This window comes from Thermoplasmata archaeon (assembly GCA_038851035.1).
In the GTDB taxonomy this organism is placed as follows: Archaea; Thermoplasmatota; DTKX01; order VGTL01; family VGTL01; genus JAWCLH01.
Map to the genome: position 1 here is coordinate 31,338 of JAWCLH010000012.1, position 22,897 is coordinate 54,234.

Below are 22,897 nucleotides of genomic sequence, written 5' to 3' on the forward strand. Positions count from 1 at the left end.
CCGATATAAATGTTGCCCAGAAACGATTTCATCCTCCAGCTCGTTGGAGGGGGGTCGGGGTTCGATGACCGTCGTTGGCCAGCTAACTGGTGGGGAGCACGGGGCTCTCGTCCTCCGCCAGAGGAGCGAGAGCGGTTTGGAGCTAGGGGAGCTGCTTGTTGCCCCTCTCAATTCCTCGGGAGATGAGTACATTATCCTCCAGGTTTTCGACCTCCTTTATGGAAGCCAGCTCGAACCGAAGGTCATTGAGATGATGAGCGGGATGAAGCTTGAAGGGTACGGAGAGGGCGCGGATTTCATGGATCGAAATCTGAGGGCATATATTCTTGCGAAAGCTAAGGCGCTCGTGCATGTCAGGCGAAAGGACGGCCGCTGGATAATTAAGACACCAAAGATTCTTCCCCCGTTCTTCTCCGAGGTGTACAGCGCCTCGGCCGAGCATTTGGCCTTTCTCGAGCGGCCGCCCAACCCGGTCTATTTGGGTAAGGTCAGGAGCGGCTCGAGAGTGGTGGATGTGGATGTCTATCTCGACGGCCGAGAGCTCTTCTCTCACCACGTCCTCATTCCCGCGACCACCGGCAGGGGCAAGAGTAATCTTGTGAAGGTCATGCTCTGGAGTGTGATAGGCCAGTCCTACTGCGGCGTGCTGATTCTCGACTCGCACGATGAGTACTACGGCCGCTCGGGGCCCGGGCTTAAGGACCACCCCCAGGCCTCGCAGGGACTTGTCTACTACTCACCATCCCCGCCCAAGGGAGCGCGGTCCCTGCGCTTCAACCTCTCCCTCCTCCGGCCCTGGCACTTCAGGGGCATCGTGCCCCTCACCGATGCCCAGTACGAAGCGATGAGGGCATTCTACAACCGCCATGGGGAGAGTTGGATTTCGGCCCTGATGCAGACGCCAGAGGAGGAGGCGCTGAACAGGCTAAAGGTGCAGCCGATCACCGCCCTGACCCTGAAGAGGCGCCTAGACCTCGTGCTGGGCATCTATGTCAATCAGGAAGGCTATTTGCGCAGCAGGAACCAGGTATTTGTTTCGGAGGGCGGCGAGTCGACAGTGGAGGACATCGTGCGCCATCTCGAGGAGGGAAAAAAGGTCCTGGTCGACACTTCCCGACTCACCGACCAGGCCGAGCTCATCATCGGCAGTATAATCGCCAATGAGATTCTGGACAGGTACAAGAGCTATAGGGGGGATGGAGAATCGACCGGAAGGCCGGTGATATCGATCGTAATAGAAGAGGCCCCTCGAGTCCTGCACACCAGCGAGGAGAGCAACGTTTTTGGGACGATAGCCCGCGAGGGGCGCAAGTTTGGGGTGGGGTTGGTTGCGGTCACCCAGCTCGCCAGCCTGATACCGAGAGAGATTCTAGCCAACCTCAACACAAAAATTATTCTGGGCAACGAGATGAGGGCCGAGAGGGAAGCGATAATCGGCAGTGCTTCGCAGGACCTCTCGAGCGACAGCAACATGATAGCAGCCCTCGACAAGGGAGAGGCGCTCGTCAGCTCCGTGTTCACCAGATTCGCCATTCCGATTCAGATTCCACTCTTCGAGAGCCTTGTCCCAAGAGGGGGCAAGGATAGCGATAAAGAGAGAATCAGGCTTGTTGGCCTGTGACCTACAGGCACATCTGTTATTTCGTCTCACGGGAAAAATATTCTACCCATATTTGGGCTCATGGGCCCAGACCTTTGATTAAAGCGCTTTCAGGCATTTGACCAATATGGCGGCTGTTGAGGGATCCTCACCTTGGTCGGAGTACAACATCCGGCACCCGTCCCCCCGAATATCGCTCTGGGGCACGGCTGCCCCTTCTACTGTTGCTCACCACCTCTCATGGTGCAGAATCTCTGAAAGCGCCAGCCTCCTTCTCTTCGCCGGCCTCTCTGCTGGGACACCGATGGGCAGAATCGCGACGGGCCTGACCCAGTTCGGGAGATCGAGCGCCTCCGAGACCTCTGCGTCGTTGAAGGCCCCCACCCAGCAGGAGCCCAGCCCCTTTGAGTGGACATATAGAAGTATGTTCTCTATTGCGGCCGCAGTGTCCTGGAGCATGTAGAGCTCCCTTCCCCTCTCGCCATAGTGAGCGATTCTGCGCGCGTTGGCGCAGACAACGAGTACCACCGGCGCCTCTGCTATGAAATCCTGTCCGAGCGCAGCTTCAGCAAGTCTCTTCTTTGTGCCTGCGTCCCTCACAACGACAAAGTCCCGGGCCTGCAGATTCCCCGCGGAGGGGGCCAGGTTGCCTACTCTGACAGCTTCTTCGATAAAACCCTCCGGCAGCTCTTCATTTTTAAATGCCCTGACGCTCCTCCTCCCCTCAATCGCCTCGACGAGTTCCATGAGCAATCCCCCCCAATTTCTAGTTCTGGGCCGCGCGCACTCCCCTTCCATCCAGCCCAGGACGGGGGTCGTAGGGCAATTGTAGCTGCCTCCTCTCACCGCCAGAGTAGCGCGTTCCAGGGTGGAATGGCTGGTGAGGCACGGACCCGTGTCAACGGGCAGTATCATCGGGCGGGGCAGAGATAAAGATTCCTCTGGGTGGCTTGAGAGGGAGGGGGAATAGATGGTCCTCAGGACTTTCTCCTAAGCAACGCGTAACCCAGACCCGCTATTACAAGGGCCATTCCGACCGCGAGGCCTTCGAAGCCGGGAATTCCGGTGCCCTTACTCTCCGGCCTGACTTTTATGTAAATGTAATGCCTCGCAACCCCTCCTCGTCCATCTTGAACCTCGAGCACCACGACGTGCTGTTTCCCGGCGGAGAGTACCTTAGAGAAGGTAGAGGTGGTGCTTCCCGTTGTGGTCTTGAGTAGCGTGCCATCCGCGAGCCTCCAGTAGAATGTGAGCGGGTCGTTGTCGGGATCGGTGGCATTGGCGGTGAAGGTTATCTTCTTACCCGCATCCACCTCGGTGTTGTTCTGGGGCCATACCTCGTTTATCACAGGGGGCTGATTTGTTTCGTTGACCGTGATGTTCCACTCAGCGTCTATAAAATCAATTCCATCGCTTATTCTCACCTTTATAACATGCAGGCCTGCATCGTCGAAACTTGCGCGGTATGTATAGGCCGATGTGCCGAGCTTGGTCTTTTCAACGTCGTCCACGAACCAGATGTATCTGAGTTCGGAGGTCTTATTGTCGATGTCGGCGGCGGAGACCCTGAAGGTCATCATCTCTCCCTCGTTCATCATCAGCTGCTCGTAGGGGTCGGGTATCTGGCCGCCCGGAAGGAGGTAGGGCGGGTCGTTTATGTTCTGGATGCGAATCAGAAGCTCTCCGGAGCGGTTCGCACCTAGCGGGTCTATCGCCCTGAACCTGACGACCTCCTGCGCGGTGAAGTAGTTGGGGGAGGGGGTAAAGACCGCGCTGCCGTTACCTGCGATATTCACGGTCAGGTTGTCCGAAGCACCTCCGAGGTAGGCAAAGGTCAGGGGGTCGTTGTCCGGGTCGGAGAATAGCCTGTTTAGGTCGAAGTAAGACACCTCGTCTTCATTGATTGCGAGAAGGTTGTTTGCCTCAAGATACTCCGGAGGATGGTTCAAGTTCAAAACTGTGATGTTGACCGGGTGGATGACCTCCGCACCAGATTTGTCTCTTGCGGTCACATTCACCACCACCACCACATTCTCTTTACCTGGGAAGCTTGGTGCGGTTCCGAATGTCAACTTGTCGTCCTTTATCCAAGCGGGGAAGGTCGAGTTGTCCACATAAAAAGTGATGTTATCGTCCCCGAACGGAGGCATGTCCGGGTCGGTGAATACGTTGAATAGGTTGATATCCTTCATTGTGGCGTTGAACTCTCCCTCACGCACAGTGAAGTCGGGAATTCTCGTCTTAATAAGGGGTGGGTCGTTGACGGGCAGCACCCTCACATGGACCACCGTTGAGTTGGATTTTCCGTAGAGGTCTGTGGCCGTGAAGGTAATGTCGGCCTCACCGTTCCAGTTCTCGTTGGGCTTGATGGTTGCTGTCGCCTCCGGGTCCTCGCTCCAATTGTTGTTGATCTTTATCTGGAAGTCCGGATGGCCGCTGGATGTGAATGTCAGGGCCTCACCCCATTCTTTTGTGAAATCGACGTCGGTGAAGACGCCATTATTAGTTCCGGTGTAGTTCAGCTTTAGGGTGGTGTCGACACCGTCCTCTGGCATCACTATCTGGGGCGGCTCGTTCTGGATGATGGGGGGTAGCGTCCTGTCTGGGAGGGTGATGTCGAGCTTGTACTTGCACCAGGCGGTCTGAACCGTCCAGTCGGCTAGGTTGGATATGTTTCCGGGAACGAGCCCTATCTGGGCAATAACACCTATATAATACCAACCCTCCTGCGTCACGTTTGTGGCCAGTGAGGTCACCCGGTTGAGAATCGTGTGCTCGGGCTTATTGGTCCAAGAGCTCATCAGATCGTATCCCTTCTCCGGATAGGGCGATGTCAGATTCTCGCGATAGATGGAAAGCCTGAATATAGCGGAGGACCTCTCTAATAGGGTCATGGTGGCTTGGACGCCCTCGCCTTTTTTCAAATAGACTTTGTACCAGTCGAACATGTCCTCGCCGCGAATTACGCTCCCGTACTTTGTCACGGTGGTCTTGCCCTGCTCGTAGGTCACTGGCGTCGCAGTCAGTAAATGGTTGTCGCCGTCGCTCTCTATCTGCGTTTTAGTCAGGCGAAGCTCATAGTTCTCGGACCTTCCCCCTGAGGTGTTGTAGGCCTGCATATCTAAGTAATACCATCTCTCGCCCGGATAGCAGGCGGCCGCATGTACCTCCTCATACTGAACATAACTATCCAACCACCACGAGTGGTTGAGCCAATAGGAGAAGGTCTCGGGCTCGAAGTTCCGAACATAAACATCGCCCCAAAGTCTCTGCTCTGGTGCCCCAGGCTCGGTAACGTTGACATAAAGATAGTCATTCATCTTTTGGTCGCCTATTGTCTGTTCGCCCGTGAGTTTGAATCTATACCACTTGCCAGGATACCATTTCAAGGAGGAGATCTGGCCGGGTATCGTCGCCCCGTACATTCCGCCCGTGCCTATCTTGCTCGTGATATCCTCGGCGTCGGAATACTGGACATGGAGGATATAGCTGATGTCGCCCGTTCCGGCAATCGGGTTGAGCTGGAGGTAGTAGTCGCCCGTAATAACACACAAGAGGGTGAGGGCCTCCCACTGCCTCCGGTCGGGATTGTCCTCCCTGTTAGACCATGCTAGTGTATCAAGATGGTACTTGTTGAATGCCTTCAGGATGAGAGCCTGGTTGTTAAAATTGGTTATTCTGCAGGAAGCGTTGATGATTTTGCCAGCGGGGACATTCCGTAGTACATACGTATCTATTCTGTGGGGATCCCCAAGGCCCGTCATGCCCGTCACATAGTCGCCACTGTTCAGCTCCTGGGCCGTCGAAAAATCATCGTTGTTCGAAACGTCTGTGTCCGGTCCCTCAAGAACGTAAACTCTTCCAGCGTCGTCCCCAAAGGAGACGTTGGAAAGCCCGAGGGTTGAAATGACCATTAACAAGCCGAGCATTAGTCCCTTGGCTGCTCCACCCGAAAGCCTCCGCATTCTCTGACCTCCACTTGCCTACGGCTGGACTAATATAGTTCCTCCATTTAAATATTATGTGGGACAAAAATGTAACTGAACGACTGCTAAGCGGCGGAAGGTGGAGTCCCCTGTGCCCGTTATAGCGTGCCTCCGTGCCTCCCTGCCCACCCCTTCCTGCATAGCCGGGGACGGCTAGGACCATTCCTGACCCCGGGGAGATGAATCACCAAGCGCGCTCAGAGGGGTAGCAATGGCAACCCTTACCCCTTTTCTCGACACGCACGAGCTTCGCTTCAACCATTTTGGAAATGTGGTATGAGACCACCCTTTTACTCAGGCCAGTGCTATGGCATATCTCCTTCTGGGAGATGCTCGGGGTTTTTTTAATGAGCTCGAGAATCTCCTTCTGGACTGGCGTGAGCTCCACATCGCCCCTCTTTGAGTAGGGCATCTGGGCGGGGTAAAACCTTTTGTAGAGACCATCCCACTCCGAGCGGATGAAGCCCTCTCTCTGAAGGGTGGAGAGGTGGTAGGTTAGGGTCCCGTTGCCCACTCCCAACCTCTTTTTAATTAGCGTATAGTGAATTCCCGGGTTGCTCTCAACCAGACCGTAGATTCGTCCTCTGGTAAAGTGGTCGAGTACCTCCTCCTTATGGAGCTTGGTGTAGAGGGGAATGAAAAGCATCTTAAATATGGCATATTTCCCGTGCTCCGAGACGCCAACCAGTACGGCCACCCATGCAGCCAGCCCTACCACGGCAGCGGCCCCCGAAGCTTGTATGGCTCTTGCCGCCTTTGGACCGTTGGGCTCTTTCGGTTTCTCCAGAATCGTCAGCGCCCAAGTATGGGAGCACAGTAGGCCCTCTGGGTCGCAGGCGACTACCGTCACTATATGATTTCCAGGTGTGAGGGCCTTGATGGAAAGGGCATTGCCATGTTTTGATGAAGCATTAATGGTCTTCCCGTCCAACCTCCATTCGTAGGAGATGTTCGTTGAATCTGAATCGGTGGCCGTAACGCGCAAGACCAGATCTGTTCCCTCCAGCGCGCTTAGGTTCTCGGGTGGTTGGATTGAGATAAAAGTGGGCGGGTCGGGGATGGGCTTCACCACCACCATTAGGGTGGCACTGGTTGAGAGCCCTTCTGTGTCCCACGCTTCGATATATATCTCCTCGCTCCCGCTCCAGTTTTCCTTGGGTGTTATGCGGAGAAGACCGGTTTCGTCGACCGAGACCGAGACCCTGCCCTCATTCCTGAAAACAAGGCTTAGGGACTGGCCCTCGGGGTCGTAGAATAGCTCGGAGATGGCGGGACCGACGTGGACTGTGTCCTCGTCAATATGGAGTAGGAACGAGAGGGATGTAGCCATAGGGGGCTTCGGGACCCTGAGCACCCTGATATTGAGCTCGACACTTGCTTCTGCCCCTGAGGTGTCGAAAGCCCAGACATTGACTCTGTAGTCACCGGGCGGTGCGCGGACCGGACCGCATTCGAGCATGCCACCGGGGTCGATTCGAAGCTCCAGAGGCGAGGGTGAAACACTGAATGTTAGCTTGTCGCCATAAAACAGGTCAGGGTCTTCAAATAGCTCGGAGACATTGATTAGAGAGGGATAGGTGACCCCTTCGCTCAGGACAAGGGGCGGGGGAGGTGCTCGCGGGAGAGGCGGGTCGTTGATAGGAAGGACTGTGATTGTGGTCCTCCACCGCGCAGAGGCGCCCATTGAATCAAGCGCTTTCACCACCAGCTCCTCACTTCCAGACCAGTTCGGAATCGGCACCACGGCAAGCTCTGAGGGGCCGGTGAGCCGCGTCGAGAGGTGCCCTGAGCCTATAGCGGTAAAGCTGATTCTGTCGCCGTCTGGTAGGTCCGGGTCGCTGAATATCTCACTTAGCTCAAGGTGGAGCTCCGTGTCCTCCTCTGTATATAACACAAGCGGGGGAGTTGCCACGAAAGGGGGTCTGTTCTCGCGAGCGACCGTAAAGCTGATGCTGTAGGCAGTGGCAGCTGGAGCGTCGGTCAGGTCCATGGGGTTGGCTATCGAGAGGCCCCACTTTGCCATCAGCGAGAAATAATATATCCCATCTGCCTCAATTCTCCACGCCAGCTCAAGACGGTCGGTGGTGGCGGCTTTTCCCTTTGGACTCGGCGGGGGGACGAAATTGGTCACGGAACGAATCACAGTGAGCCTCTCATCGAGCAAGAAGAGCTCGAACAGTCCACTCCTCCATCCGTCTCGGAGAGAGACCGTGGCGGAGACCGAGTTTCCGGTTTTCCCGCTGAATCTGTACCAGTCGTAGTGGTCCATGGACTGGTGAATTGTGTCGTTAAATATTGTGGTGGCATAGACTGCTCGAGTACGGGGCGGAAAATCGTCCTCGCCCGGCTGACCGGCCTCAATAGTAATATTTAGCTCGTACCTGCCGGAGCCGTTGAAGGCCGTGACGAGAATGAAAAAGTAGCCCTCGTGAGGGGCTCGGGCCTCCAGCGCCTCGCTGGGATCCCCCCACCAAGAGAGGTCGAGGTAGGTGTATAGATGGGAGAGGGGCCAGAGGTCCATCAGGTAGAGGTCTATTGAGACGTCACTCGCAGGCGGAATGGGAGTCTCGTTCATCCCTGCCCTGAAAATGTCGCCGGCATTGAGCCACACCTTATAAATATCTGACGGATGGTTGGTGTTATTATAGAGAGTGCCAGAGTAATGCCCACCATTTTTAACCTCGTATGGCTCCTGGATATTGACGGTTAGGGTGTAATTTCCGGAACCACCTCCAGCCTCAACGAATACCCTAATGTAGTGGGATCCGGTCAGGGGAGTGACGACGACAACAGTCTCGTAACGGTGGGGCGAGGTCGAGTAACCCTCCCTGAAGGGGATACCCTCCCTTATCGTGTAGACCTCAAGCGAGGCGTTTAAAAATGGCCAATCGAGGGTGTAGAGGGTGGCGTTCAGGACCTTCCCCTTCTCCGCCTGAACGCTGAACCAGTCGACGTCATCCACTCCCTCGCCGAGCCAGTACCGGCCGGTCTCCCCCGACTTCAGGGGGTGGGCCGTTGGAAGGTCATCGTTGGGCTCGACCCCCTCGTCCCCGCCAGCTCGACTGGCGGGGCTCTCGCTCGGGACGGGAATGGTAAAGAAGGCTCCAGCGATTGTAGCGATTAGGAGCAATACTGTCGCTGAGCGCATCTGCCCCATGCAGTTCGAATATTGGGCCCAATCCATATTAAAATATGCTGGTACGAGCATGTAACTATCCCATCATCCGTTTCGCCGCCATTCGCTATTTGAGAGATGGCTGCGTAAGCATCCCCGAGCGGGATAGTCAGTGCTGCGGCTGGGTGAATTGATTCGGTAGGGAGTCTGGGCCGACCTCCCGCCCCCACTGCTCCGGAAGAGACGATGCCCTCCTACCACTTGTACCTCTGAAGGAACTCCGGGCGGCTCTCGTCTGCATAGTACCACTTGCCCATTATAGCAACTAGTGGCTCGTTTTGTGGAGACATACCCCTCTCCCCATCAACCACCATACTCGCGAGCTCTTCCGGACTCAGGTATTGAAGTTCGAGCGGGAGCATGGGGCGCATGGAGTTTATCGTCCTGAGGACAGTGTCGTAATCCGCCTGGGGCTGCATTCCAACAGGGGGTTCCAGCTCAAGAGCTATCCTGCCGCCGGTTTGCTCCTGTTCTATTGCTCCGACCCCAACCTCCGTTCCGGGAATGGTGGAGCTCGGCGTTTCTGTCTCGGGCGGCGCGACGGTCTCACCTTCGGGAATCCAGCGCGGTCCGGCCGGCTTTGTCTCTTCCTCTTCCATTTCTGGCCTCTCGCCTCCTCCGGACAATTCACTGGGAACGGCCTCCTCTATTGTCTGGGCAGGGCTTGGCGGCATCGCGGCCCCTTCTTCCAGCGGCTTTTCCCCTTCTACAACCGTTTGCGGCGCGGAGGAAGCTTCCGCAGCGACCTCCCCTAGCGCCCCCGGAGCAGCTCCTTTCTTGTCTTGCGACGCCAGATACTCCCTCTCGAGACGCTCGGCTTCTTCTAGAGCTTCTTTTTCCTCCTCCTTTTCCTTTTTTCCCTCCACTTTACCTTTTGAAAGAGCTGTCGGGGACGGCCCCGCACCCCGGGCAGGCTCCTTTTCAAGGGGATTAGGAGATGCGGCTCCAGCGGGCGGTAGGGAAGGGGGTTGGACAAGAGGGACACCGGACCTCCTTTTCCTTGACCACAGGAAACTCCCCGCGCCCACGGCTGCCCCAATAATCATCATTACAATAATTATTATCACCATCTCACCGCTCCCCGCGGAAGCGGTGCTCAGGGGCTCATTCCTGACTACAATCCGGAGCTCGACCAGCTCCGAGTATCTCTCGCCGTCAAAGGCCCTAACCCGGAGCGTGTGGGGCCCATTTTTCTCTTTGGTGGTATCCCAGGTGAACGCCCAGTTCTCTGTGCCGGAGGCGTCCTGCCACGAGCCGTTGTCAATACGAATCTGAACGAGCGTGACGCTCTTTCCGGCCTGCTTGTGCAGCGCAGTCCCAGATATCACAACCTTCCCCCTCACCGTGGCTCCCGGAGCCGGTCCCGAGACGCTCACTTTAATGGGGCTCTCATCGACCCAGGGCAGTCTAACTCTCGTGGTAGCCTTGGCTACTTCCGGATAAGCTCCAACGTTGCCTGCAACATCGGCGGCTCTGGCCCTGAACGAGTAGGTCTCATTGTGTCGCCCGGTAAAGACAGCGGATGTGTAATTCACCCCCGTTAGCCAGTCGGTCCATGGACCTTCTCCCACCCGGACCTGGACGTCGTAGTATTTAACTCCGCTCGTCTCGTCAGCGCCATTCCAACGCACCGTGAAGCTCTCCGTCTCCGTCACTGGAGGGAGGGTCGAGACCACACATGAGGGGGGAGTGCCATCATAGATGATGGCCTCCGAGACCGGATAACCGGCGTTTCCGGCTAGGTCACGCACCTTTGCGTAAACGCGGACCAGGCCCTCTTGGGAAGGGAGTTCGATGGTGCATAGGGTTCTGAATGGTTGCCACGATTCACCCACGAAGTTCGAGTTCGTGGATATCATCATCTCTGCGACGCCGTAATTATCTGAAGCCTCTAGCTCCAGCGTCACGGCGCGGTCTATAGTGTATTCCGCACCACCGTCAATGGTCAGGGAGAGAGACGGAGGGGTTGTGTCTAAAATAATGCTATCGCTCTCGAGGCCCGAGGTATGGCCGGCGGCGTCCCTGAAGACCGCATAGACTCTTCTCTCCCCATCGCCCGGTCTGAGCTCCCACACCATGCTGGGCTGATAGTCAATCCACTCCGCATCGTCAAGGGACTGCCTGTTGCTGAGCATCACATCCGATATCCCGGACAGGTCGTAAGCATCTAGGGTAAGTCGTACCGTGGTCGTGGCTGTGAACTCTGCCCCGCCATTAATAACCACGCTCCCCCTAGGGGGGGTCTCATCAAGAATGATGGAGTCGCTGCAGACCTCCGACTCCCAGCCGTTGGCGTCTCTGAATTTTGCATAAACGGTCTTCTCTCCATCGCCCGGAGATAAAATCCACCTGACCGAGCTCTGGTAGGACTGCCATTGAGCACCACTGAAGGTAGAGTTCTCGCTCAGCATCACTTTCATTACGCCGTAGCTGTCCGTGGCCCTAAGCTGTAGTTCGACCTCCCTCTGAGGGGTTATGGGTGCCCCGAGGTCGATAAGTATGGAGCCTATGGGCCTGGTTGTATCGACGTCCAGCTCGATGGCGGTGTCCTTGATGTCGCCCTCATAATCGGTCACCCTGGCCCAAATCGTGTGGTGGCCGTCGGGTAGCTCGATTGTCACGTACCAGCTCTCCGTCCCCTCGGCCGGTATCCAGGTCTGTTTGCTGTCAGTGCTGACCTCGACCTTGAGGACATTTGCACGGTAGCTCAGCTGTATCTCTTTGAAAATGGGGCTTGACAGGCCTTGGGGACTGGACATCTCGAAAGAGTATTGGATATAGCGCCGGGCCTCCGGCAGGTTAGAGCTCTGGCCGTTGGTTACTGTTGTCCATGGTGTGGGATAAGACATGTCCGCGCTCGCCGAGGAGCGAATTCTTACAGAGAGCTGGGTACCGGCGGGGACCGTCTCTAACCATGCCACCTTCGTCAGGGTGGGCGCTGGAGACCCGGTGTCATACACCTCTGAGAGGTACCGGCCCTCTTTGCTGAAAAAGCAAGTAACATTGTCCCACACAGACCCGACGACGCCTCCATACATGTAGACCCTGCTCCGGAAAACGCACCGCGGGCTATTCAAAGTGATCGAGTAGCTGCCCAGCTGGGTGCTTCCACGGTAGGCGTAGACGCGGCCTCCCTCATACACCAGGGAGTATGTGTGGACCCCCGTCGCTGCGTCACCGAGAGCGGTCTCGCAAGCTGCGCCGGAGACATTGTAGGCGAGCACAGTCTTTGGCTGGAGCCCATAGAGTTCTATATCGAACGCAAGCTCCAGAAGAATTTCGTTACCGGTGTCGTCCCTGAACCCGAAGCCTGCGCGATATCCAGTCCCGGCGCCGCTGAACGACCATAATTCAGCGGAGACTCGGCTAGAGACCATGCCGAGGGTGCTGACACCCGCACGCGCCGTCCAGCATCCCTCCGAGTTTCCAGGGCCGCCTATCACCAGCCTTCCGCCGGTCTCAGAGACAACCACTCCCCCGAATTCCTCCTTCGTCCATTTCGAGGCGTCGAGCTCGCCGTCATTGAAGTCGTCGTATATGACAGTCTGAAGTCTCATGTCGCCATTGGGCTCCATGGTCAGATTCTCCGTAGTGCCGGTGCTGAAGTCCTCAAAAGTTGTCTGAGTCCAATCCTTAGGCGAGCCCAGCGCGCTGCCGGTAACATTCACGTGGGACGTGAGCAAAACCGCCCCCTCCTCAGGAGCGGTAATTGAGACCGATGGGTCGCCGGGAGTGTTGAAGGAGAGGAGGCATACCAGAATCAGGGAGCAGGCGAGGAGATTAACTCTTCTCACACAGTTCGGTAGGAACATGATTGGAGAATTCCTGAACGCGTATTTAATATTATTCAATGAACAAGCTTATATTATCCTCCGCTAGTAAGGATTTTCACGGTGCGACAGGACAGGGAGCTCTCACCGCAGTGGGTGGTCGCATGGAAACGGTCTATGTCCTGGTCAAGACGGAGCCCGGTCTGCTTGAGAACATAATAGCGGAGCTAAAAGCGAAACCCCAGGTTACAGAGGTCTCTGCGGTCACGGGGGCCTACGACCTGATTGTTAAGGTCACAGGAGAGTATATCACTGATGCTCTCGGAATAGTGGTCAGGGACATCCGCAAGATACACGGCGTCGTGAGCACTGAGACGCTGATTGCCGTGCGGATGTAAACGGTCCGCATATCCACACAACCGAACAATGGAGGCGATTGCGTGAAAGGCGAGGAACTCTATGTCTATGTCGGTAAGAAACCCCTAATGAGCTATGTTCTTGCAGCGGTGATGCAGATAAACTCCGATGCAAGAGAGGTCGTCATCAAAGCCCGAGGTAAGGCGATAAGCAGGGCCGTGGATGTCGCGGAGATTCTCAGGAACAAATTCGTCCAGAGCGCGAGGGTCAAGGACATAAGGATATCGACCGAGTCACTGGCGTCGGAGCAGGGTGGCCAGACCAACGTATCTTCTATAGAGATAGTCCTGGTCAGGGAGGAAGGCGAGGCGGGGTCGCAACCCACCGCCCCGCCCCAACCTCTGAAGACATCTCGTTAGGGGCGGCAGAAAAACTGCAGCTTTTCCGGGAAGCGGGATCATCTCTAGTCGCCCTCTGCAGCTTGGGATCTCATCTCTGGCTGCCGGTTGTTTACGATGAGGCTCCCCTCAAAAACGCTGGACTCACCGGGCTGTCGAGTGCTTTTGCCTTGATGACTTGAGGGGCCGTTCTCGAGCCCGCGTGTGTTTATCTCGAAAAGTTGGGAGAGGGGTCCGGCGGCGAGCTCCCGGTCCCCAATATCAGAATGAACCATAGAGTCGAGCACGCTCCTGTTCAGGTCGGGGTCAGGTTGGGGTAGCAAGTGCTACCCAGACGCTCAACCGCCCGGGAGGGCATCATTGGGCCCTCACGGAGCCGGCCGATTCGAGTTGCGGTTACCCCGGAGCCGGCCCGAGAGGAGTCATTAATCCGACTAGACCGATAACAGCGAGGGACCAAATACTCCTGCGCATCAATTCCTCATCGGTGGGCAACTGACAAGATTCATGGTTCATAGAATTTAATTGGCCTTCCGGACGCCGTAATGGACCATCATCTCCTCCATCGAGTGCCCCCTGACCTCCGGAGCCAGCCCCGCGCACCCAAACTCCCTGCAAAGGCGCTCGACCTGAGCTGCCACCCGCTCGCTCACCATCCCCATCACCTCTTCGAGGGGGGTTCCCCGGGGGTCTGCGCGTAGAAGGGTCCTATCCAAGCCACCGAGGTACTCGCGCGGGTCGATGGCGGCGGGGTTTGCCTCGATCGCACGCTTGACCTCCGCCAGCTCCGCCGACTTCCTTTCCACGGCCGGGTGCTCGACGAAGTACCTTCGGAAGGTGGCGGTGATGCCCAGCCTGAGGTCGGTGTCTATGTTGATTTTCCTTATTCCCGCCCCGATGGCGGCCCGGAGGCGGTCCATCGGTATGCCCCTCGCCTCCTTTATCTCCCCGCCGAAGCTGTTTATCTCGCGCACCAGCTCCTGCGGGACGGTGGAGGAGCCATGGGAGACCAGGAAGCGCTCGCCGCTCAGCCCGGCTTCCGTCATGCGCCTGTAGCTTCGCTCCACGATATGAATCGCGAGCCTCTCCAGACCCGCGCCCTTGTTGGGACCGTGGGAGGTTCCGTATGCAATCGCCAGCATGTCCGCCCCGCTACGACGCAAGAAGTCGGGTACCTTCTCAGGGTCGGCGTAGGTCGTCCTCTCCGCCCTCACCTCCTCCTCTACGCCCGAGAGCTGGCCAAGCTCCGCCTCAACGGAGACACCTCTCGCGTGAGCGAGCCCGGCTATGCGCGCCGTCGCCGCGATGTTGGCCTCGTAATCCAGTTTGGAGAGGTCAATCATGACCGAGCCAAAGCCTTTCTCTATGCATTCGCGCGCGGAGGGCTCGTCCCCGTGGTCCAGATGGAGGCAGACCGGGAGGGAATGTCCAGAGGCGCGGATGGCTAGGCGCACCATCTCTGCTATCCTGTCCGGCCCGCCCTGAAATTTGTTCGCACCGCGGCTCGCCTGCAGGATGCCCGGGGCGCCCGCCCTGCGAAGGCCCTCGAGAATTCCCTCGGCCTGGCTGTAGAAGTTCACATTGAAGGCCCCGATGGCCGCCGGATGGCCGCTCCTGGACCTAAGCTCCGCTGCCCTGAGCATCGGGACCGCCGGACCGAGCGAACCGCTCTCAACTCTCTCGACCATTCCCTTCCCCCAACCCTCAAAGCGCTCCCGTAGGAAAAGTTTTCCCACCGCAGGCCCTCTGCACAACAAGAAATTTATAGATTAGGAGTCAATGTAAAAGTGGGTGACAAGCATGCTCCGCAGAGAGAGAGCGGGATGTCTCCTGCTCGCCGCCGTGCTCATCGCATCGGCCCCGGTCAATATCGGCGGGGAGGAGCAGACGCTCTTCGCCGGCGGCCTTCCGGACCAGCTCATTCTGTTCCCTCCCGGGGGTGGCGAGAACTCCTCCGTCGCCGTCGAGCTGCCGGCGGGGGTCGAGGTCCTCAACGCCTCGATGGACCTTGAGGGCAGGCGGGCCCTGAACGGCTCGACAAACTACACGACCGACTTCTTCATTCCGCAGAGGAACCTGGCGTGGGCAGGCAACGCCAGCGTTCTACCCCCGGTTCTGCCCCCGGCGAGCTATGAGGCCCTGAATATCACGGCTGCGCCGGGAATCAAGAAGAGCGACGACGTCAGGTACGAGAGCTACACCATCAACTCCGCCCCCTACCATCTCTTCGAGTTCTACGTCGGTGAGGCGAATGTGAGCGCATTCAACATCACCTGGGAGGGCATAGGCTTCACCCAGCCCCAGATCGGCTTCGGAGACAACGGCGCAACCATCTATCTCTGGGACCGCGTCGCGAGGGTCTGGGTAGCGATGGACACCCAAGGCACGCCCGAAGTGCCCATGGAGGTTGTCCTGACTGCGAGCTCGACGGTGAATCCCTTGAGATACATCGACCAAGAAGGGTACATATATGCTTTCGTGGCCCCCAAGCGAATTCAATACAGTAACGAACTCGAGACGGATTATGTTAAGTTGACCTTTGGCGCGTACTACGCGTCCTACCCGGAGAACCTCACTCTCGACGTGGGCGCGGACGGGAGCGTGGAGTGGGAGCGCCGGGGGCCCCTCAACGCAACCGAGATCTTCTCCGGGGCCGCCTTTGTTAGCGCGCTTCAGAAGGCTGTGGACGCAGCCCATGGCGGCACCGTGCGAATTCCCCTCAAATTCACTTCCACCAGCGGCGGCCTGCTCTTCCTCTCCAACCTGAGCATCGGCTATGGACCGAAGGACCTGCCTCCCGCGCTGGTCAGGAGCATCCCCGCTCTCGAGCTCCCCGAGGACGGCAACATCACGGGCGCTTTGGACCTGAGGGAGCACTTCAGCGACGACGGAGGGGCCGGCAACCTGAGCTTTGAGTTCGTGTGGGAGGGCGGGAGCGGCGAGGTCGAGGCCGTGATAGAGGGCGGGGTGCTCAGCCTCTTCGCCCGGGCTCCGGACTGGAACGGTGACCTCAGGGCGCACGTGAACGCTACCGATGCCAAGGGTCAGGTCGCGGTCTCCAACTCGTTCAAGGTGCGGGTTATGCCCGTGAATGACCCGCCGGTGCTTGAGCCCGTGGGCGAGCTCAGGGCGAGGGAAAGGGTCCCATTCGAGTACGACTTCAACGCCACCGATGTGGACGGGGACAGGCTGACCTACTCGCTGAACTCAAGCATTATGAGCATCGACCCATCGACCGGGCTGGCGCGCTTCACACCCTCCGCTAGGGACATAGGCGTCCACATGTTGAAAGTGGCTGTCGAGGACGGGGCGGGGGGCAGGGACTCGCTCAACTTCACCCTCGTCGTAGAGAACGTGAACGACCCTCCAGTGCTCTCCCAGCCTGAGGACGCAACGGTGGAGGAGGGGCAGGAGTTCACGATGAGACTTGAGGCCCGGGACCCGGACGTTGAGCTCGGTCTCGATGCCTTGAGATTCTCGGACGACTCGCCGCTGGTGACGACCACTCCGGAGGGTCTCGTACGCTTCCTCCCGGACGACGAGCACGTCGGCGTCCACAGGGTCAACTTCACTGTGACGGACTCCACCGGTCTCTCGGACACGAAAGGCATGACGCTGACGGTCCTCAATGTCAACGACCCGCCCGTGCTCCTGAACCCCGGCGACCTGACGGCGGAGGAGGACCGGCCGTTCTATATGAAGCTCAACGCCACGGACGAGGACGCGGGAGACTCGCTCAGGTTCAGCTCCTCGACATCCCTATTCATTATAAGCCAAGCCGGGGAGATATCCTTCACCCCGACCCAGAAAGACGTCGGAAAGCACCTTGTCCGCATCACAGTGACAGACAGCGCAGGGGCGAGAGCGTCGGTGGAGTTCAACCTGACCGTCCTCAATGTCAACGACCCGCCTGAGAGGGTGAGAATTCTGAGTCCTCTGGAGGGCCAGAGCTTCATCGAAGGAAAGGAGGTGACGCTCGAGGCGGAGGCGGAGGACGAGGATGGGGACGAGCTGACCTACACCTGGTACTCCGGCGGGAGCGAGCTGGGCAAGGGGAGGGTGGTGAGCACCAAGGCCCTGAAGGCCGGCGACCATTCAATCACAGTCAAAGTCAGCGACGGAAAGGAGACCGTTTCCTCCGCACCCGTCGCAATAAAGGTGAAGAAGCCACCCGGGAAGAAAGGGGGCTTCATGCCCGGCTTCGAGGCCGCCGGCCTCCTCGCCGCTTTGCTCCTCCTCTGGAGCGGAAACCGATTCCGGAGGAGCCGGGCCGGGCGCGGCCTTCTGACTAGGTCGCCCTGGGGCCCTTGTAGAGCCCGCTCCTCCCGCATCCGGGGCAGGTGATTTTCACAGGGTAGGTGCTGGTATATATCGGGACCCGGGCTCCGCAGGCAGAGCATCGTATTGTTTTGACGGGAGCAGGTGCCTCCCCCGCCGGGGGTGTCTGTTGTCCAGGAGCCCCCTGAGTTCCTGCTTGGGCCGCGCCTGGGATAGTTTCACCCCCGCCCCCCTGTTGCGTCCCCTGCGTCCCCCTACCGGCCCCACCCGGCTTGTAGGGGCCTCTCCTGCCACAGATGGGGCAAACGACCTCCTGCGGACCGTCGTGGTAAAGCGGAATTCTCGTTCTACATACGGGGCACCGGATATGCTTCACCGGCTCCCGGACGGGGGCCTCCATGGGCTGGCTCCTCTGTGGCCCCACTGGAATCGCTCCAACCTCCGCACTCCGAGCCTCTGCAGCCCCAGCGGCCCTTATTTCACCCTGTCTTGCCCCACCTCCGACTTCTGGCGTTGACGCTGCTGACTTCGATATTGAGTCCTTGGGTGCAGGGGCCTCCGCTCCCCTGTCTTCCATCTCGAGCACCTCGACTTCTGGCTCTTCCGTAGCAGGGCCCGAGGGCACTCCTGGCCGGGGCCTCTGGCGGTGGAAAATGGCCACGCTGGCTGCAAGGAGCAGTATAAAGGCCACGGCGAGGACCACCAACATCCACGGAAACTCACTCCTCACAGCCCTGGGGTTGGGGCTGGGCAGCGGTCCCGGGCCCTTCAATGTCGTGAAGTTGAGGTCAGCTATCGATCTAGCAATGTTCCCGGCAGGGTCCACAGAGACCACCCTGAAGCGATAGGTGGTGCCTGGACTGAGTCCCGTGAGGTGAATCGAGTGGTTCAGGACCATCATCATCGAGGACACGTTCCGGCCATAAAATAAGTCCGTCCCGAATTCGACCGAGCTGGTCGAGGGCTCATCGGTGTTCCAGATAATGGTCGCGCTGCTGTCTGTGATATTGACCACTTGAACCCCGGTTATGACAGGTGGAGTGGTGTCCGGCTTCGAGCCCGTGGTGAAGGTTATGTCAGGACTGAGGGATGGGCCGTTACCATAAACGTCGAAACACCTGACCCTGAGATGGTATTCCGTGGATGGCTGCAAGCCATCAAGAAGAACACTGTGGATTATCCCGAAGGCGGCCTCGCTCATTCTTAAGCCGTAGGCGGTTGTGGTCCCGTACTCGACCTCTCCACTAGCTGGCTCGTCAGTTCTCCACATTACTACCGCGCGCGTGTCCGAAACGCCTGCGACCACGAGCTCCGAGATAACAGGGGGGACTTTGTCAGGGCCTGGAGAGCTCTTTCTCGTTCTGAAGCTCATGTCCTCGCCCGTCTTCGAGTTGCCACTCGGGTCCCTGGAGCGGACTCTGAAGTGGTAGGTGGTGTCGGGTTCAAGCTTCAGTAAAAGAACACTGTGCTGTAGGGTGTAGTCTGGAACCGATGCATATAGGCCGTAGGCGGTGGTCTTACCATACTCGACCACAGCATCCGCCAGCTCGTCCGTTTCCCAGATGATTGTCGCCGAGCTCTCCGTCACTCCCTCAACCCTCACGTTCAAAATCACGGGTGCTCTCGTGTCCGGTTCGGCGAGGGTTGTGAAGGTGAGGTCTTCGCTGAAGGATGGCCCGTTTCCGGTGGCGTCGGTGGAGCTGACCCGGAAGTGATAAGTCGTCGAGGGGAGGAGGTTGCGCAGGACGATAGAGTGGAGCTGCAGTAGAGACGCGTCCCTCACGCTCTGGCCATAGGCCGTTGTTGTGCCGTACTCGACCGCGCTGTCGGCGGGCTCGTCCGTCTCCCAGCTGACAACCGCAACGTTGTCCGTTATACCTCCTACCTTCACACCAGATATTATGGGCGGTTTTGTATCAGGCTCCGCGAGAGTCGTGAATGTCATGTCCTCGCTCGTTGAGGGCCCATTCCCGCTCGTGTCGGTGGACTGGACGATGAAGTGGTATGTTGTCGAGGGCTGGAGATCTGTCAGCGTCACGATGTGCTTCAGCACGAAGGCGGGATCGCCGGCCCTGAGGCCGTAGGATGTGTCCCTTCCATACAGAACCACGCTGTCGGCTGGCTCGTTGGTCACCCAGCTGACAATCGCTATTCTGTCGGTTATGCCGGATACCGACACCGATGTGATTACTGGCGGGAATTTGTCGGGGGCAGGGGCGGTGATGAAAATGTAGTCCTCGGAATAGGAGGGTGGGTTTCCTGCGCGGTCCATAGAACGAACCCTGAAGTGGTACGTGGTACCGGGCGAGAGCCCCTGGAGGGTGACAGAATGGGCGATGACATATGAATCATCTCCGGCTGAGGAGCTGTACGAGGTCGTTGTGCCGAACTCGACCCGGCTGTCCGCCTCCTCGTCCGTGACCCAGGAGACGATTGCTGAAGAGTCGGTAATGCCGCTCACGGAGACCGAGGAAATGACAGGAGGGTGCGTGTCGAGCACAATCGAGTCATAGACCGGCCCCGCCTCATTGCCCGCTTTATCCCTGACCATAAAATAGACTGTCTTTGTCCCATCGCCAGGGCTGAGGGTGAAACTCCGGATTGTAGAGAAAGCCTCCCAGTCTGTCCAGGCTGAGAGGTCTTCGCTGAATCGCATCGCATATGTGCCCGAAGCAGGTGCGGGGTCGGTCGCTCTGAGAGACAGGGTTATCACGGGGCTTGTGGTATAGCTCGCTCCATCGTTAATCGTTACACTCAGATTCACGGGACTCACGCGGTCGAGAAATATCGTGTCTTTCACAGGTCCAGCAACATTTCCGGCCCGGTCGCGGACCTTTAGGTAGACCCCCTTCTCTCCATCCGCGTCTATTCCCCCCGGGCCCGACGTGAGGCTCCAGCCGTCTTTCGAGGTCGAGAAGAATTCCCAGTTGATGAGCGCACCCTCCTCGTTCGCCAGAGCCATCTCTGAGAGCTGAGACGAAGGGGTCGGGTCCGTTGCGTATATTGCGAGGGACACTGAGCTCGAGTTGGTGTATTCCCTCCCGTCGTTTATCACGATGCTCAGGCCCTCCGGGGGTCTCCTGTCGAGGAATATGCTGTCCCGGACGGGGCCCCCGATGTTGCCGGCGCGGTCCATTACGCGCAGGCTGACCGTTCTGTCCCCGTCGGCCTCCGAGCCCCCAGCGCCCGAAGTGAGGGACCACGAGCACTCTCCGGACCAGTCGACCCAATCGCTCCAGCTTATTCCATCGTTGCTCAGGCTCATCTTCCAGAGGCCCGAAGCGGGAGAGGGGTCAGTCGCTCCGAGCTTCAGGGAGACGTTCGCGCTTGTAGCGAATTCGGTGTCTCCGTTGATAACTATGGACAGCTCTTGGGGCGCCACCCTATCAAGAAAGATGCTGTCGCTACCTTTCCTCTCCGAGGGCATCTCGTTCCCGGCCGCGTCTTTGGCCTTCACATAAACCCATTTAACTCCGTCAGTGTTCGTACCTCCGTAGGCCGAGTTGGTCAGGTCCCATCCGGAGAGGGAGCCGGTCCAGACCTCCCAGCCAGTCCATGCGCTCCCGTCGTTGCTTATCGCCAGCCACGCCACCCCGGAGCCGGGGGATGGGTCGGTGGCACTCAGGGACAGCGAGACGATTTTCTCATTTGTATAATCCGCTCCGTCATTGATTGAGACCTTTACGGATTCCGGAGGGGTTGTGTCTATCCAGATGGGGCCATAATGCGAGGCGCTCTTGTTCCAGTTCAGGGCATTGTCCCGGGCCTTAATATGGAAGTACCAGATTCCGTCAGGAAGGGTAGTGGTGTAGCTGCTGACCGATTCCTCGGAATCCTTGATGTCGTCGGGGATGGTGAGGGGTTTAGTGTCCCAGAGATATGAGTAGCCGTCGATTCCACTGATGTCCTTCCCCCCGTCCTTCCAGAGAACTCGCACGGTGGCATTGGTGTACCATTTTGAAGTCTCAGGGTGCGTATCGCTCCATACTATCGGGTTGGGAGGGGGTACCTTGTCGGCGTAGAACTGATACGCGTGGCCGTCGGCGGAGGCTGCGTAAACCTCAGTTAGGCTCGGGTCTCCGGTGGCCGACCCCACAGCGACGCCCCTGATGGCTCCGTCCCCTGACCCAACGGAGGACGATACCCATTTGGCGCCAACGCTGTCATAGAGAATCTGATAGACCTGATTGTTGGAGCAGCCGGCGTAAAGCTCGTCCTTGCCGTCCATGTTTGCGTCGCCGATTGTCAAGGTTAGCGCGTTGATGCTTCCGCCGAGGGAGACGAGCTTTTGAATATCCCACTTTGTGGTATTTTTATTGTAGTTGTATCTGTAGATAGTGGCATTGATGTATGAAGCGGAATAGACCTCGTTCCTGCCGTCCCCGTCCGGGTCGCCCACGGCCACGGCGTACATCCCCTGGCTCCAGGCATTGTCCGTTCCGTCGTCCTCCCCTCGTCCCATTTCCTTCACTGCCCAGCTATTGCCGGTGTACTTGAATTGGTATACCTGCTGGTCAGAAGCGGCGCCATAGACTTCAGGGTACCCGTCGTTGTCGCCGTCCCCCACAGCCACGTCTCGCATAATGGGGGTGTTCCATTGATTGTTCCGATAATATCTCGTGGCGTTCCCCATGTCTTGGGTGTTCCAGTCGTTACCCTTCGTGTACATGTACATATGCCCGTCCCTGTTGGAGCAGAAGACCTCTTTCCTGCTGTCGTTGTTTCCGTCACCTATAGCGATTCCTGTGATGTATTCGCCTCCCGCCCCACCCATATCCACCCTGTTCCAAGTTGTGCCGTTGTGATAGAACTGGAACATCCTGTTCACCCACGCCTGCCAAAACTGGTCCCTATACCTGCCACTAACGTAGATATCTAACTTCCCATCATCATCGCCATCGCCTATTGCGAGTGCGAAAGCCTGGGCCTCATTGGCCCTGGCGATGGGCCCCACCTCGGTACTTGACCAAGTATCGTTTGTGCAATTGAAACGGTAGATAATGCCGTTCTGGTTACAACTCACGTAGACTTCTGTCCTCCCGTCCCTGTCCCCGTCCCCAACGTCGATTCCCCAGAGGCCGGAGCCGATTTGGCCTCCATATGGCCTTCCCATGTCGACCTTTATCCAGTAGTCTGCCGCGGTGGCCGTTGGAATAAGAAGAATGAGGCCGCTCAGGACGAGGAGAGCACCAAGGAGTACAGCACTAAACCGCCGTGGGGGGGCTCTAGACCGAATCATCTTTTCAACTCCTCTATTTTAATCATAAAATTAGTAGTATATTATTTTTCTGTTATAATAGTAAAAATATAAAAAGACAGAGAGATTGGAACAT

At 57.8% G+C, this 22,897-nt stretch carries 10 protein-coding genes; 4 read left to right on the plus strand and 6 right to left on the minus strand.

Going from position 1 to position 22,897, the window contains the following annotated elements:
• Window positions 1-64: 64 nt before the first annotated feature.
• Window positions 65-1,621: an ATP-binding protein gene (locus QW379_05355; GenBank protein MEM2869831.1), complete on the plus strand. Its 1,557-nt coding sequence runs from the start codon at window positions 65-67 to the stop codon at window positions 1,619-1,621.
• Between the two features lie 207 nt (window positions 1,622-1,828).
• Here QW379_05355 and QW379_05360 read toward each other — a convergent pair whose 3' ends face one another.
• From QW379_05360 to QW379_05375, 4 genes are all read right to left on the minus strand, one after another.
• Entirely contained in the window at window positions 1,829-2,347 is a 519-nt protein-coding gene (locus tag QW379_05360; protein MEM2869832.1) for a nitroreductase family protein, read from the minus strand.
• Window positions 2,348-2,577: 230 nt separating this feature from the next.
• Window positions 2,578-5,565 (minus strand): tandem-95 repeat protein, encoded by a 2,988-nt coding sequence (locus QW379_05365; protein ID MEM2869833.1) that lies wholly within the window; start codon window positions 5,563-5,565, stop codon window positions 2,578-2,580.
• 205 nt (window positions 5,566-5,770) lie between these two features.
• Entirely contained in the window at window positions 5,771-8,743 is a 2,973-nt protein-coding gene (locus QW379_05370; protein ID MEM2869834.1) for a winged helix-turn-helix transcriptional regulator, read from the minus strand.
• A gap of 212 nt (window positions 8,744-8,955) precedes the next feature.
• Window positions 8,956-12,573 carry an Ig-like domain-containing protein gene (locus QW379_05375; protein ID MEM2869835.1) on the minus strand — a complete coding sequence of 1,206 codons (3,618 nt, stop codon included), beginning with the start codon at window positions 12,571-12,573 and terminating at the stop codon, window positions 8,956-8,958.
• 122 nt (window positions 12,574-12,695) lie between these two features.
• Between QW379_05375 and QW379_05380 the strand changes: the two genes are divergently transcribed.
• Window positions 12,696-12,929: an Lrp/AsnC ligand binding domain-containing protein gene (locus QW379_05380; protein ID MEM2869836.1), complete on the plus strand. Its 234-nt coding sequence runs from the start codon at window positions 12,696-12,698 to the stop codon at window positions 12,927-12,929.
• Window positions 12,930-12,971: 42 nt separating this feature from the next.
• Window positions 12,972-13,307, plus strand: a complete 336-nt coding sequence (gene albA / locus QW379_05385) for a DNA-binding protein Alba (protein MEM2869837.1) — start codon at window positions 12,972-12,974, stop codon at window positions 13,305-13,307.
• Window positions 13,308-13,807: 500 nt separating this feature from the next.
• Here the strand turns inward: albA and QW379_05390 are convergent, their stop codons facing one another.
• Entirely contained in the window at window positions 13,808-15,022 is a 1,215-nt protein-coding gene (locus QW379_05390) for a class II fructose-bisphosphate aldolase (protein MEM2869838.1), read from the minus strand.
• 64 nt (window positions 15,023-15,086) lie between these two features.
• Between QW379_05390 and QW379_05395 the strand changes: the two genes are divergently transcribed.
• Window positions 15,087-17,630: a tandem-95 repeat protein gene (locus QW379_05395; GenBank protein MEM2869839.1), complete on the plus strand. Its 2,544-nt coding sequence runs from the start codon at window positions 15,087-15,089 to the stop codon at window positions 17,628-17,630.
• Here QW379_05395 and QW379_05400 read toward each other — a convergent pair.
• Window positions 17,575-22,803 (minus strand): fibronectin type III domain-containing protein, encoded by a 5,229-nt coding sequence (locus QW379_05400; protein ID MEM2869840.1) that lies wholly within the window; start codon window positions 22,801-22,803, stop codon window positions 17,575-17,577. The two genes, QW379_05395 and QW379_05400, sit on opposite strands and share 56 nt — an antisense overlap.
• Between the last annotated feature and the right edge of the window lie 94 nt (window positions 22,804-22,897).

Coding starts and splice junctions, on each gene's coding strand:
- QW379_05355 (MEM2869831.1), top strand. CDS start 65: ATGACCGTCGTTGGCCAGCTAACTGGTGGGGAGCACGGGGCTCTCGTC.
- QW379_05360 (MEM2869832.1), bottom strand. CDS start 2,347: ATGGAACTCGTCGAGGCGATTGAGGGGAGGAGGAGCGTCAGGGCATTT.
- QW379_05365 (MEM2869833.1), bottom strand. CDS start 5,565: ATGCGGAGGCTTTCGGGTGGAGCAGCCAAGGGACTAATGCTCGGCTTG.
- QW379_05370 (MEM2869834.1), bottom strand. CDS start 8,743: ATGGGGCAGATGCGCTCAGCGACAGTATTGCTCCTAATCGCTACAATC.
- QW379_05375 (MEM2869835.1), bottom strand. CDS start 12,573: ATGTTCCTACCGAACTGTGTGAGAAGAGTTAATCTCCTCGCCTGCTCC.
- QW379_05380 (MEM2869836.1), top strand. CDS start 12,696: ATGGAAACGGTCTATGTCCTGGTCAAGACGGAGCCCGGTCTGCTTGAG.
- QW379_05395 (MEM2869839.1), top strand. CDS start 15,087: ATGCTCCGCAGAGAGAGAGCGGGATGTCTCCTGCTCGCCGCCGTGCTC.
- QW379_05400 (MEM2869840.1), bottom strand. CDS start 22,803: ATGATTCGGTCTAGAGCCCCCCCACGGCGGTTTAGTGCTGTACTCCTT.